The sequence below is a fragment of the Sutterella sp. AM11-39 genome (assembly GCF_003472385.1).
Lineage (GTDB): Bacteria > Pseudomonadota > Gammaproteobacteria > Burkholderiales > Burkholderiaceae_F > Duodenibacillus > Duodenibacillus intestinigallinarum.
Genome location: NZ_QRLV01000011.1, coordinates 9,997 through 25,766 on the forward strand (window position 1 = coordinate 9,997; position 15,770 = coordinate 25,766).

A 15,770-nucleotide genomic window follows, 5' to 3' on the forward strand; every position below is an offset into this window, starting at 1 on the left:
ACCTCCCGGCGGTTTCGTTCGTTGACGGCTTGTCAGTCCACGCTTTGAGCCATCCACCACAGATTGTGCGGATCACGAATGCGGTGGTCTATGATGATCGCCTTGGGAGAAGCCGGCAGCCCGTTTTCGAGCGTCAGACTGGATTCTTCCTCCTCATCCTTTGCGGACTGCGCATCGGTTCTCAGATGCATGAAGAAATACGGGTCCGTGGGCGAATCGAAGTCGCCGAAAGGTGCAACGATGTTGGCATCGACCGCACGACCGGCCGTTCCGTACATGGCATCGTTAAGTTCAAGATGAGGCAAATCGTCGGGCGATAGGTCACGAGCAAGAATTTGCCGCAATCCTTCGAGCGTCAACAGCGATCCGAACTTCTGTGCATGGTCGCGTACGAGAATCGTGCCGGATTCGGACTTGAGCAGGTCTTGACCGTGAGCCTGTCCGCCGTGCCCCGTTAGAACAATGATGCTGTCTTCGCCGACATACGGATCGGTGATGTTCACGTCTCCGTTGTGGTTGAGAATCATCGTCGAGTCTTCGGAGACGCCGCCATCGATTGTCACCGTTCCCTTTTCGGTTTGACTCAGGCGATAGACGTCGAGGTAACCTTCGGTCGTGTTCACCTCGGCAAGGTGGATGTTTCCTTTGTCGGTATAGACCGTCACACGGTTTCCGGTAAGCGACCCGGTAAAGACCACGTCACGCAGCTCTCCCTCTGCAATCGAGTCGTCGTAAAGGGCGCTCACGATGCCAAGCGTACCGCCGGCGGTAAGACTGTCGCCGTGAACGGCCGCAGCATTGATGAGTACATCGCCTCCGGTCGTCACGTTGTTGGCAAGAGTCACACCCGCATTGTCGGCATGCACCTTGAGGCTGCCGGCAAGCTCGCCGCTGGTCGATTCGTTCACCGTGATCGTTACGTCTCTGCGGCTTGTGCCAAAGGCGATGTTTTCTGCGGCTTCAAGATTGGCGTTGGTGACGGTGTTGCCCGAGGACCCGGCTGTGTCGTCGAGCGGCGCATCGAGAAGAATGCTTCCCGCTTCAGACTTGGCCGTAAGAGCATTGCCGTGTATGCCTCCTTCTGCGAGCGCATTCTGCTGAACGATGTCATCACGTGCAGTAAGAACCACGTTGGCCTGATCGTCGTCGGCGGTCTTGCCTCCGAGTTTGACATTACCGGCAAGTTCAATGCCGCCTTCTTCGGACGTGACTTCAGCGGTCTTTCCCGTCACAAGAACATCGCCTTGCAGGTACGCACCTTCATGCCCCGAAACAGAAGCCGTCTGACGTGCTTCAATGACAGTGCCGTCTTCGATACACAATGTCGACTCGGTGCTCGAGACGCTGACGTTGTTGCCTGTCATCGTCACGCCTTCGCCGCCCACCGTGAGATTGTCGGCCACGGCGATCGTGAGAGCTTCGGCCGCATTGAAGTTCGAGCCGGACTTCACCGCGTTGTCGTCAAGCCGTCCGGCTTTGATCGTAAGACTGCCCTCGGTGCTCGAGACTTTCACCGGATCCGGCCCGAGCATCAGTTCGTCGCCGGCGGTAATGAAGATTTCACCGGCGCTTAGCCCTTCATCCGTTGCCGTAATGCCCGAAATATCCACGTTGCCTTCGACGGCGGTTACGGTGAGCGTTCCCGGCGTCTTCACGTCTGCGTTGCTCAGCGTGATGTCGCCTTCGGAGGAAACAACCGTCAGAGCCTCGCCCGCAGCGGCTTTACCCGTGAGCGAAACGTCGCCGGTCGCCTGCACACCGATGTTTTGCGCGGCATCGAGATTGACCAGATCAAGCGATCCGCCCGTACCGACGGTATGCAGCCATACGTTTTCAACGCTGTTGTTAAAGACAAGGGTTTCGTCGGAGTCCACTCGCAACGCGGTGGTTTCGGTGCCGATGTTTCCGATTACGTTGAGAATGACCTCCCCGTCCTTGCCCGCCGAGAGGTAACCCATGGTCGAGAAGTCGAGTACGTCGTCGCCGAAGTCGACTTCCTTACCTGCGAATGCATAGAGATTGGACGCGGTGAGCGACACATCGCTGCCGCCCGAAACCGAGTAAAGTGTCAGATTGCCCGAATCGCTTGTCACGAAAATGTCATCGGCGCTCGACAAAGCGACCCATCCGTCTGCGGCGTGCGTCACATGAAGCGGTGTATCGGACGTGCCGATGCCGCCCGATCCGCCGCGGATCGCAACGCTTGAGCCATTTACTTCTCCCTTGATTCCAAAGACGCTGTCTACACCGTACACGCCGTTGGCGCTGGCAAGCCTCACGGCCCCGTTGCGTGCGATGACGCGAGAAATCTTGAGTGCCGTATCGGCGGAGGACTGCACGAAAACGTTTGTTTCGGTTTCGGCCTGGAACTTGTCGGCCTTGACAGTCACGGGCTGCTTGAGTTCAACGGTTACCGTGCCGTCGGCATTCCAGTCCACGTCGTCAACATCGGCTTGAGCAAGAAGCTTGAGAATCTCGGTGTTTATCTCACCGCTTTGCGTGCGCAGTTCGCCCGTTACGGAGTCGCTGTTGACGCCCAGGCCGCCGTATGCGGAGTTGACGGTGATCTGCTTGCCGATGATGTTGGGTTCACCGGCAACCGGTACGTCTCCGGGATCGGGATTGACGATTGACTCGGCTATTGAATAGAGCAGTTCGTCCTGCGTCCAGTCGTAATTGTCGGCAGAGCGTGCAAGTTTGCCCAAGTTTGTCGACTCGTCGGCCTTTTCTCCTTCGACGGCGGCCTCTGCCGACCCGTATGCGGCAAAGCGTTCGGTGAGCGAAGCGAAATCCGCTTTCTGTTCGTCCGTCAGATTGTCCTGCGACTTGTAAGCCTCATAGCGCTCGTAGTCATTGACCACTGCCGCTTCGGCTTTCTGCATGTCGGATTTCCAGTTCTGTTCACCGATGTCTTCACCGTTTTCGCCGATCAACCCGAGGTCCTTCCAGAGCGCAATGCGCTCTTCGGCGGTAAGGGCTGTCTCTTCGGAGCGATCGATCGCGTCGAACACGGTTCCTTCTTCAAGATTAATCAAGACATTGCCTTCGGTCGACTCGACCTTGCCGAGGCCTAGATTTCCCTTTCCTTCACCGACCGTGACTGAAATGTCTTTGGCCGCGGTTGCGTCGAACCGTTGCGAGGAATCGAGCTTGGCGATCTGTTCGACATCGGCCTTGATGCTTCCTTGCGTGCTGGTAAGCGCAATGTCGGATGCCTTTACGGTGGCCACCAGGTCTGCGCTTGACGTAAACCCGACGGCGTCACCCGCCGTCAAATCAGCCTTGACTGCCGAATTGGTCAGGCGCGAGCCGTCGATGTAGATATTGTTGCCAGCGGAGATCTTGGCGATCAGCTGCTCGTTCCCTCCCGAAAGCGCGATGGCGTTGTCTGCTTCACCGATTGATCCGCCAGCCGACATCGAAAGTTCTGAAGCGCCGTTTATGACCGCATGACTCGAGGCTGAGAGGATGTCGTTTCCGGCAGTCAGCGTCACCTTACCCTCGGTTGCCGAGACACGATTTCCAAGCAAAAGCGTACCACCCGTCTTGATGTCAATCGAGTTGGAGCCTTCAATCAGTCCGCCGCCGATGCCGTAATCGGCCTTAACGGTAAAAGTCACGATCTTTTGCGAAGATTCGGTCCGGGTTCCTGCCAAATGGTCGGTACCGCCCCAGTGAAGCGCATCGTCGTACGTTCTCCACTCGACCCATTGCCAATCGGATTTGTATTCCTTGACCGTCTGGACAATGCCTTGAGCCTGATTGGTCTGCTCGGAAGAACTCTGAATGAATGTCGTGCCTTCGAGCATGTCTTTTCCGAGTTCAGTCAACGTGATCTCCGATTGGTCAGGTTCTGTGTTTTTGTCCCAAATCGTTTGACGCCACCAGGTAAAGTGGTTTTCGCGGTTTACTCGCCCGACCGTACCTGTCTGATAGCCCCATGACCAGGAGTAAAGCGTTCCCTTGACCGGGTCGTAGCCGAAAGTATTGCTGTTGTGGTCTCGGATGATGATGCTGTCTTCAATACGTTCGCCCTTCTCATCGAGGTACCAATTGCCATACTGATTCTGTGACCATTCGGTTACCATGGCCGAGGCCTTCCGGTCACCGTATGACTTGTAGTTCGTGTCCGTGATGCGGACGCGCCCTGCAATGTTGCCGGTGTCGACGACACCTGTGAGCACGTCATAGTCACCCACGTCAACCTTGATGTCGGCGCTGCCGTTGGCAACGTAGATGTTGCCGTTGCCGGTGCTCGCAATGCGCCCCGTGATGTAGACGTGCCCGCCCTGCGGATTGATGTCATCGAGCACGATGCGCTCGTTGACCGGGTCGTACCAGGCGGCGACACGATAACTGTAAGTGCCGTCCTTATTGTCGACATAGCCACCCTCGCTGATAAGGTAAGCGGCGCTCTTGACATCAATATTTTGCTTGGAACCGTTCTTCACCCAATTGTCGGTCACCGTTTTGATTCTCTCGAGCGCGTCGCCGCTCAGGTCAAGCTGGTACGAGGAATATCCGCTTTGCACGGTTCCGTTGATGTTGATCATCTCGCCCGAGATGATCACATCGCCGCCCGCGATGATGCTGCCGCCCTGTACCTCCTTGTTATTCCAAGCGTAGTTGTTCTGGTCATAATTCTCAGCGATTTTCTTGTCGATCTCTTCTCTGGCCTCTGTCCACTGATCCTCCACGTTCCCGCCGATGTTCGTGATTCCGCTCGAATAAGCCTGCGTGACCGTACCGTTGGCCGACAAATCGACGTTGCCGGCGGCAGAGATCGTGGATCCTTCGTGTTGGAAGAGGTCGGACGCCGAGTGAATCTTCACGTCGCCCGCAGCATTGACGATATTACCCGTGAGAATCACGCTGGTGTCGGGCTTGATCGTTCTCGTCACCGTTTCACTGCCGTCCTTGCCCGTGTAGGTGATCGAATCGCCGAGGTTAGAGGCGATGTCGATGACCGGCTTGTCGGCCGTCGGGTTGGTTGCGACATTGGCGACGTCAAATCCTGCCGTGCTCTGTCCGGGCATTACGGCAACGTCGTTCATGGTCACGTTACCGCCGACATTGAGGATTTCGAGGTCGCCTATCTTGAGCGCGAGATTGGAATTGTTCTCGATCGTAATGCCTGTGGCTGAATTCGCCTTAACAGCCCCCTTGCCCGATACGGTGCCGGTTGTGAAACTCACATTGCCGCCTGAAACCGTGATGTTGTCGACCAAAACATAGCCTCGATCAACCGATGTGGCTGCTCTCACGGCACCGTCTTCGCTTCTCGTCGCATAACCCTTGTCAAGCATGACGTTGATCAATGCTTCGTCTTCGGCCATGTACGCGGCCAGAATCGATCCGTTGTCGGTGCCTAGCCCCGAATACTCCTGTATCAGGCGCTGCAGCTCCATGTGACGATCCCAGTATTCGTTGGCATTCTCATCCATTCCGATGCTGATGCCGTCGCGAATCGATTCTGCAAATTCCGTCTCTTCGCCTTCGTTGACGGTGACGATCGGACTTTCCCGAACGTCTCCACCCGTCGTCAAGCCCCAGTCGTTTTCATGCAACACGACGCCCTCTATGGTCACATTGGCGGCGGTGTTGACGCCCGCAAGAATTTCTCCGTCGAGCGTCACGGCGTTGGACTGCTGCGTTGTGCCCTTCGGAATTTCGCCCGAACCGGAAGTCACCATTTCAACGTTGCCCGCGGTCTTGCCGCTTGTCCAGTTGTAGTAGCGCGCTTCCTTCTTGCTTGTAAGATCACCGAGAATGGCCGCAACCTTGGTGTCTGCCGTCGAAAGAACGGTTGCTCCTTCGTTAACCGACACAGAGTTGGTAAACGCATACGCATCCGTGATCTTGGAACTCACCGGCGCAATGAGCGAGTGGTTGTAGGCGTGCGTGTAAGTGTGGAAATCCAGCGAAGCGTCGGCGCCGCTGGCATCTCGGCCGGCGTACAGGTTGACGTCTCGGCCGGAATGGACGGAAGCGTTCTTGGCAATGTCAACCGAATTGTCGCGCGCGTAGGTGAGCGTGAGACTTGCCGTTGAGCCGCCGCCCGCCGCACCGCGGACGTTTCCGACGGCTGCAAGTTCATAGGTCTCGTCTCCGGAAGCAGACAACGTGATGTTGCCCGCGGACGTCGTTGTCCGCAAAGAAGCTCCTTCACCGATATTCACCGTGTCGGTGACATGGATGTTGTGCGTGGCGCTGGTGCCGACGCCTGCCACAGCCCCTGCCGTGAGCGACTGCACGCGAAGAGCGGTCGCGCCCGTGGTCTTAGCCGCGAGCGTCATTGCCTCGGCTGAAGTCAGTTTGGCGTTCTTGCCGACCGTGACGGACGCCGTAGACGTCTGGGTATTGCTGACGCTCACCGTGCTTCCTGCCACCGCGCCGTAGTTGGCGGAAATGAGAGCAAACGCGTTTTCACCCTCTTGCACGGGTTTGATCGTCCATTTGGAGTCACTCAGCAGTTCAAGTGTCCCCCCGCTTTCAATTTCCGTGTTGTCCGCAAGCGTGACGGCGGTGGCTCCCGTCATTGAATTGACGATGCCCGCACCGCTGCCGCCGGCCACATCGCCCTTGGTGTTTCGACCGTGGAAAGCGACGTCGCGGTCTGTGAGAGCCGAGACGCGCATGTCCTCTGCCGTGAGCCACTTGCCGGAGATGTCGGCCGACGTGCTTGACGTATCGTTGTGTTCAAGTCGAATGGCATCGACGTCGATCGCGATGACCGAGCCGCCGGCGCCGGTGGCGTTGAAAACGGCGTTTTCCGTGTTGTGTGCTTTGACATCAATGTCTTTGGCTTTCGTCTCATCGGACTTGCCGACCATGGTAACCGAAGTTTTGACGCCGTGGCCGAGCTTCAGAGCGCTGTTGTCGCTCGAAATGACTTCGCCGGCGGCTTCACGTGACACAAGCGAGTATTCGGCATGCCCTTCCGCATCGATGTCGACGGTCGTATCCTGCGAGTAGTTCACCTTGTCCGTCTTGAGTTTGACCTCGGCATTGTTCGTGAGGCTACCGGTATTGACCTGAACGCCCAGACCGGCGCCGCCATAGCCCTTCACAAGAGAGGTCATGTGAAGCGCATCGGCCGAGTTGTCCGTGTCGCGCCCGGCCGAAGCAAGCAGACTGACATCATGGGTGCTCAATTGTCCGCCCCTGACTTCAAGTTCGGCTTTTCCGGACTCGACGGCTTTCGCTTCGACGATGCCGAGCGCAAAGCCGCTGCCGCCGTAACTGTCGGCCGTTACCGAAATAGTGGGTTTGAGAACAACGCTCGCCCCGAAGATGCCTGTCTTGCGATCCTGCAAAACACCGTCCTCTTCCTCCTTCCAAACATAGTCTTCGGCCGTGACATTGTTGATGTCGGTTCGGGCGGTTCCGGAATCCGTGATTTCGGCTACCGCGCCGACGCCGGTGATGCCGCCGAAGTAACCGGCCTTGGAATGGGCTGTCAATACGGGGGTTCTTTGTGCCGAGAACGACGTCGTTCCCTTGACAGCGGCGTTGTCCATGCGAACCCGCGCGGCGGTCCTGTCCTTGATTTTGCTGATCACGGCCCCGGCCGTTCCGACAGCCACTTCCACGCCGAGCGATTCAATCGAACTTGAGCGATTGTCGGCTGAATTGATCGTCAGCGTTCCCTTGTCGTCTTCCGACGTTTGTCGAGCTTCGTAGGTGCCGCTCTTGATTTCGACCGATGCCTGACCGTCGGCCTTGGTTTCACCGTAGACGGCCGAGCCTGCAACGATGCCGAGCGATCCCTGATAGAGCTTGAGCTTGTCAACCGCACCGAGACGCGATTCGATGGTAATGTTGTCCGAACGAACACCGCCGTTTTCAATACTCACCGCCGCGTCGCTGTGACGCGTCAATGTGGCTACCGACGCGGCAAGTGACGCCGCGCCGCCGCTGCCGGATCCGAGCGTGACATTGACGCCCGCGCCCGCATCCGTATCTTCATTGGCTGTAATCGACACGCTGCCTTTCTTTGAGGTATCGGCAGGTTCAGAGACGATTGTCGTATCGGTGAGCGCAACGTGAGTGCCCGTGAGCCCCTTCGTCGGGGTGGGGCCGGCAGACACGGGAGCGTCCGTGTCCGCAGATGCGCCCTGTGCGCCGCCCTCGGCCGTCTTCTTTGCGCGATTGAGTATCTCTTCGGTGGTGACGCTGCCGAACTTATCCTGATATCCGGACACTTCGTCGCTCGGATCATCAGCACTGCCCGACGGAAATGCGTCGCCGAAAATCGATTCGTTGCCTGTGGGTTCGCCGATTTCAGTGGCAACGACATTGGCTGCGATGCCGCCGATCAAACCTCCGGTCACCATCACGAGCGTACCGTCGACCGTGCGGTTCTGCCCGGCGCTGATCTCCATTGTGTCCGCCGCAAGAGCGGATTTGTTCACGTTGACACGTGCGGCGTCGTGAATTCGGTTGACGACGACGCTGGCGCCTGCTCCGCCGTAAGCGCCTGCTCCGACGCCTATTTCAACGATATCGATCGTATCTTTGTTTTCAGCGCTTATCCCGATTCTTTGGGCACCTTGGGACTGCCCTTGCGCGTCCGTCTTGCGGATGTCTGCGTTTTGCACCGTGACTTCCGACTCCCCGTCGACCGTATTGACACCCACAAACGCGGCCCCCGCAACGCCCTGAACGGCAACAGCCGCGCTGGCGCCGTAAAGCTTGATGCCGGTGGTTCGCTCGGCCGTAATTTGCGCACTGTCGGTGTGAAGTGTCAGCGTCGCGCCGGTTGTCGATCCGAAATGCGATGCCACACGGTTATTGATATTGTTGATGGCCACACTCACGGCACCGGCGCCGGCAAGCGTGCCGGCTCCCGTGATGCCGAGATTGGAAATGCGGCCTAGGTAATTAGCATTCTGCAGATAACTTCGAGCTGCCGTGAGTGTAGAGTTTGTCCGAACATCCGTCTCAACGCTCGAGTGCAGATTCGTGACCGCGGCTGAAGCCCCCAATGCTCCGCTGCCTGCGACTGCCGCGGTGATCGTCATGGCCGAGACGCCTTCTTTGCCTTCGGCTTGAATCGAAGCGTCCTTATCCGTCGTGATGATTGAATCTTGCGTGAGTTCGGCCTTGGTTGCGTGCTTGGTCTGAACGACAGAGACGTTGGCGTCGCCCGCAAAGGTCATGGCGCCGCCCACTGTCGTGAGCGACGTAAAGAAATTGGCGTAGTCGCCCGCAAAAATGCCGATGTCAGCCGTGCGGCTGTCGATCGAAGAGTTTCTCACGGAAGCCGTCGTTGTGCCTCCGTGCGTGACGGCGTTGGCTGATCCCGAGACCTCCGCGCTCGAGGCACCGCCCCCGTTGATGACAAGCGTCTTGTAGGTCGTGGTGCTTGTTGCCGACACCAACGTGCCCGACACCGTGACGTCGTCTCGATCCGTTTCAAGAGATTTGCCGATGCTGACGTCTTCGACCACATCGCTGTTGATGGCGTCATCGTCTACGCCGCCTTTAACGGCAAGCATATGTCCGCTGTCGCCGGTTCGGTTGAGCGTGACGTAATCGAGTTCGGCCGTCGTGTTGACCGAGTGATCGGTAACGCCGATATTGAGGCCTACGGCTGCCGTGCCGGCGCCCACCACTTGGCCCGCATAGGTGCCCACCGTATCGTCGGACGTGGCGTAGATTGCCGCCGCTCCTTTATGCTGCAGCAGCATCGGCGCGTCACTCGTTCCGGCTAGCCGCGCCGTTACGTCGCCCGAGATGTTGTTGATGGTCGCAGAGCCCGCAACTGCCGTGTTCATGGCTCCCGCACCGCCCACGCCGATCGAATTGATGTCATTGGCGGAAACTGCTCCGACCTCAATCGTGTCGACTTCAAAGTTGCTGATTTTCTCACCGACGGAAGAGACATCGATATCGATCGTGTTGAACCCGAAGCCCACGCCGACGCCGGCCATATTGCCGCCGCCGGCCATGATGCCGAGGTTGCCGATGGTCGCTCTGCTCTCCGATTTGATCGACAGCGTTCCGAGAGCGCCGCTTTGCTGCGTGTGATTGACGTTGCGAACCTGGGCCGTTACCGTACGATCGATTTTGTTTTTAGCCGACGCCGTCGTGATGCCCACGCCTCCCGGGGCCGCCGACACGCCGAGCGTCATGGTCATCACTTTGTCTTTGGCGTGAGCCTCTACGGAAATGTCGGTTGCCGTATCCTTCGATTCGATCGAGGAATCTTCGAGCTTTGCTTCTGTGGCACCCCTGTCCAGGGTAATGCCGATTCCGCCCGAAACCGATGCGCCTTCTCCGTAGTTGACGGATACGGCGCCCGCCAGTGTCCAAGCCTGAGACTCGTCCTTGGCATTGATGTCAATGCCGCCCAGACCCGTAAGCATCGATCCCTTGATGTGAGCCTGTGCGTTGTTGGCCAGACGGTTAAGTACGACCGAACCGCCGACGGCGGCATTGGCCGCGACGGAACCGTTAACGGCGGCATCCCACGTCTGCGCATTGTTGTGCGCGTTGACCACAAAGTCACCCATGCCGGTGCCGTTGATCGTCGAGCTGTCCAAACCGGCAATGGCGTTGTTTTCTACGCCTGTACTCACAAAAGCGGCTCCGATGCCCGCTCCCGACTCGCCGACGGCAGCGCTCGCGTTCCCCGCGACATTTACCGTTTTGGCTTCGTTGGTGGCGCTGACGGCGTTCTTAACAGTCGCTGAGTCTTCGCTTTGCGAAGGCGTGAGCGTCAAACCGGTGGCAGTCGATTCGGCCGTCTGTTCGATGCCGCCCAGGATAAGCGACCCTGCGACACCGAAACTCGTCTCACCTGTTGCCGCAGCGGCAACGCCGGCGGCGACGTTAACCGTCGAGACGTCTGTTGCGGCAATCTGCGTAAAGCCGATGCCTTGGACGGCCGTCGTGTCGGTTTTCACGGTGAGCGTATCGCTCTTTGCCGTAAAGCGATTGTCAAAGTCGCTCACCAGGATCGCAGCGCTGCCGGATCCGCCGCCTTGGCTTCCGACGGCAACGCCCACACCGATGGCCACAGACACTTGACTCATCTTGCTGCCGTCGACGAATTCGCCCTTGACGTCGACACTCTCCTTCTTGTCTTTATCCTTGTAGAGCGTTATTCCTTCAAGCGCATCGCGATTGAGAAGTTTTTCTCGCGTGAGAACGCCGTCAACGCCTTTGGCACGCTGAGCCAGATCGTGAGCCTCTTGCCCGTTTCCTGTTCCTGCGGTGCGCGCGGCAATTTCAACCGTTCCGCCGTCAGCAACGGTAAGTGTGGTGCGGTCGGCCTGAGCATTGACATTGTTGGTGATGTCCGCGTAGAGAATCGAGCCCGAAGCCGCGCCGGCTGTTTCCGACGACACGGCCACGTTGGCGCCCACGGCTGTATTTACCTGCGTGAGGCTTGCAAGCGCGCGAACACTTGCGTTCGAAAGGTCGGAAAGATTCGAGTCTGACATTTCCGAACCGATGGTGTTCTTGATTTTGGCTACGGCAATGGAAGCGCCGAAGGCTCCGGAGAATGTACCGCCGCCGGCGGCCACGCCCACGGCCGTGCCGCCCGTGACCTGCGTTTCGCCGGACCATGCCGTCTGATCGTAGACATGGTCTCCGTCGTCACTGGAGCTGTAGTTCAGATTCTTGACGCTGGCCGTGACCTCGTTTGTAACGAGATTGGCTGAAATGCCCGCGTCAATGCCAAGGGCCGTCTGCGACTGACCGGCTGCGACGGCGAGCCCCAGACCTTCGGCGACTGTCGTGCCGTTGACGAGCGATTTCACGCTCGTGTCTTGAGCCGTGATCTTGAGGCCGTCAATACCGATTGCGTTGACAAAGTCCAACCTGTTGACGGCGCCGGATCCGCCGATGCCGACGTTGCTCGTTGTATTGCCGCCTCGCGTGATCGAAAGAGCCGCAGCGCCCGCAAAGGCGCCGATCCATTTGTTCGAAAGTGCTTCAATGGACAGACTTTGGGCCTTCAAAGAGAACGGATCGCTTGCACTGCTCTGAATCGTGAGACTGTTGTTCTGATTGAACTGATTCCAGCCGATGCTGCCCGCGGCCGCGATGTTGATCGTGCGAGGTGACAGTTCGGCGACGCTTGTGTCGGGAAGCGTAGGCAGCTCGGAAGCGCTCTCGGCCGACGAATTGTCTTCGTTAAAGAGCCAGTTGAGATCCGAGAGATACGTGTCGTCGCCGTTCTGACCGGCCGCCACTTCGGTCATGTTCTCGATTTCGTCGGCACTGAAGGCGTCCCCGTCAACCTCTTCACCGGGGAGGTTGTCGAGCTGCTCTCCCAGATCCTTGTGTGTCGTTGTCGCCGCTTCTCCGGCCACACCGATTGCGTTGGCGTTGACTGTTGTGTCGGCCGTCAAGGTAAGTGTGCCCGCCGAGGACACAAGGTGCCCAGCACCGTAATTTATGGTCGAAGACGCACTGTCGTTGTCCTTGATTTCAAGCTTGTTATCGACTCCGCCGAGATTGACGGCAATTCCGGCTCCGACCGCAACGCTGCCTCCCTCGTCGCTTGATGTTTTTCCAAGGGCGCCGGCGATTGTCTCAAGCAGGTCGTCGCGCCGGGCGTCAATCGTCATGGCACCGGCCGAATCAAGAGTTGCCTCGTCATCGATCGCCAGCGTATTGCTGCCGTCGGCCTTGGTGACCGCGACCATGCCTGAAAACGATGTTCCGCCCGAATTGAGGCCGGCTGAAGCCGTCACGGCTATGGCCTTGAGCTGATCGCTCGCCGTAAGGGTCAGGCTGCCATGCTCGGCTTCGATGTCGGCTCCTTCACTGATGGTGAGCGCATTGTTTGACTCGAGCTGCTGATAGCCAAGTGACGCCCCGAAAGCTTGGGAATTGTCGCGCGAGGGAAGCGGAATGCCGATCAGATTGTCCAGATACCCTGTCAGAGCAACATTGCCGTTTTTGCTGTCCGCCGTAATCGATAGATTGCCACCAGAAACAAGACTTGTTTTTGTGCCGATCTTTAGCGTATTTGAAGATGATTGATTGAGAACACCTATTGCGCCGGAAACCGACAACGACGAATGCTTGGAATCCTTGGAGGTGCCGGCGGCTGAAACGTACATATTGGCCCAGCCGGCCGGATTGACGATGTCGAGAATGCTGAATGCCGTTTCCTTGGCACCCGCAATCACCGGGCTCACGGCACTTCCTGCTACACCGAACGTATCGACGACAAGCTTGCCGAATTCGACCATGGCCGACAGGAGCTGCTTGAAGTTGTCCGTGGAGTTTTGTCCCGAAGTCACCGCCTTGAACGCGGTCACCATCTTGTTCTTTTGATCCTCAAACTCTGCCAGTTTGGGCTTGAGATCGGTCTCAACGAAGTAGCCCGTCAGTTGCTTCCAACGTGCTTCAATCTCTTCGATCAAATGGTCGCGCCGGTTTTGCTCGATTAGAACGGTGCTCGAGAGCTCCAATTTACCGTCAACCGATTCGATGGCTGCATTGTCTGCAATGGTAAGTTCGGACGCAGCCGCGTCGCTGCTGCCGCTCGTGGCGACGACAATGGCAAGCGCGCCCTGCTTGTTTGTCTGCTGGTTTCCCTGTTCCTCGTCGATCGACGACGTTGTGGCGGCTTCGTAACGGTGGTCCTTGAGCGTTGCTGCGCTTGCGATGGAAATATCCTTAGAAGCATTGAACTTTTCATCCTGTCCGGGATCAACGAGCGCTTTCGAACTCTGGCGGTTGGTGACAACCGTGATGGCTCCGCCGCCGTTGAAGCTCGAATCCGTCACAGTCCCGTCGACCGAAGCGCCGTGTTTGCCGGCAAACTGTGCGATCTTATTTAAGGCGACGTCCGAAATCTTGGCCTGCAGTTTCATCATCAGACCGGTGTCGCCGACATCCGTTTTAGAACTCGCCGTGAGCGTCTCGGTCAGATTCTCGGCGTTGATCGTGAGCGAATTCGCCGTCCCGTCCAAGCCGCTTTTGAGCGTCAGAATCGAATCGGACGAAAAATCGGTGTAGTTGACGGCAAGTCCGATGTTTCCGGCTGCCGTTACATACGTTTCGGCACTGGTCTTGACCTTGTTCGTCGTCTTGGATTCGAGGCTTGTTTTTCCTAAAACGGTTTGGTTTTCCAAGGCTCCGATTTCCGCCGATCGGTCCACCGTCAGCGTTGATTTGCTGTCAAAGTCTGCATAGACAAACGAGGCTTGCGGATTGCTCGTGCCCTGCATTGTGGCCGTCGTGCTCACATCCGCTTTGAAATCCGTGTTCGCCTTAATCGACAAATCGCTTCCCGCACGGGCCGTACCCTTGATGGTGAGCGTACTTGACGCATCAGCCTTGGCGACGGCGATCGCCGCTATCGGCAGTGACTTGGCTTCGGGCAGCAAGTTGGAATAGTTCTTCCAGGCCGTCGAGTCGCCGATGGCAAGTTCCAGATCCGTCTTGGCGGTCAGCGAGAGATTTTTCTGAGCTGTGAGCAGCGCGTGTTCGTTTACCGTGAGCGACGAACTTGCACCCATGTCGACGTATTCCACCGCGTGTCCCACGAAGGGTCCGAGCACCGAGCCGAGAAATTGTTCGCCCAATGCCTTGATCGTAAAGAGCGATGAATGGTCGATCATGTTGTAGGCGTTGGCCTGTACGTCAATGTCTTTTCCGACCGAAATGGTGCCGTCGATGGTGACCGAGGCGCTCACCTTGGTGCTGCCCTGCCCCTCTTTGGCCACCCAGGTCTTGTTGACGAAATCGTAGGTGGTGTTGCCGGCTTCGGCTAAAACCTTGACGTTGCCTGCGGCGTCAATCTTGGCTTTCTGTCCGACCGAAATGACAGCATGAACGGGCGCTAGGTCGCCCGAACCCGAGCTCGTATTGCCCGAAGCCTTTTCGTCGGCGCGGGCAACCAAAACGATGTCGCCGGACTTTGGATCGACGTTAAATGTCAGATCCTTTTCAAGCAGATCGGCGGATACGGACACGGAGCCGTCGGCATTTTCAATGTTGACAAGCTGCGAGAAATTGTCGACGCCCGTTTTAACCAGAGCATTTTCCTTCAACTCGATTTTGGCGGCCGACAAAGCAATGCGGTTACCTGCGTTGATGCTGCCGGCGACCGTGATGACGGCATTGGGGTTGAGCGGAACGTCGCCTGATTGAAGGTTGGACCAGTAGGAATCGGTAAAGAGATCGGCCTCGAGCACCGAGTTGCCGAGCGCACCGGTCCATGTTTCGTACTCATCCTGCGTAGGTGCAACGGCCGTGAAGCTGCCTGCGTTGATGACGCCGGTCGATCCCACGGCCATGCCCTGAGGTGAGACGAAGATCAGATCGCCGCCGATCTTGCCGTCCTTGACGGCGTTCACCGTCCCGTCGACCTTGATTTGCTGGTTGACGAAATTGAGCAGTCGATCGGCGCTGATCGTGCCTGAGGCATTGTTCAAATGCAGATTTGCGATGTTGCCTGCGTCCAAACTGAACTTGTCAAACCGATTGATGCCCGTTTTATTGTTGTTGACGAACTTTTCCGTGTGAATGTCGTATCGATTGCCGTTAGCGGTGATCGTCGTCTGGTTCCAACCGGCAGGTCTTGAAATTTCCGTGGCCGCGATTGCCGGTACGGACAGCCCCGTCCCCAACAGGCCGATGGCGAACAACAGCGTAACAGCGTCAATTGAGGATGGACGCACGTCCGTTGCCACGGTCGCTTCTTGGCGGCCTTTGCCGCAGGCGGTCTTCGTTTCGTTTGTCACGACGCGAACGCCGCGCGATCGGTTCCACAAAACTTTGAATATCTTGTTCATACT

Annotated in this window: 1 protein-coding gene; it reads right to left on the bottom strand. The window is 57.7% G+C overall.

What is annotated here, in order from left to right; all coding sequences use genetic code 11:
• Window positions 1-32: 32 nt before the first annotated feature.
• Window positions 33-15,767: a leukotoxin LktA family filamentous adhesin gene (locus DW133_RS08505; protein ID WP_118276234.1), complete on the bottom strand. Its 15,735-nt coding sequence runs from the start codon at window positions 15,765-15,767 to the stop codon at window positions 33-35.
• Window positions 15,768-15,770: the final 3 nt, after the last annotated feature.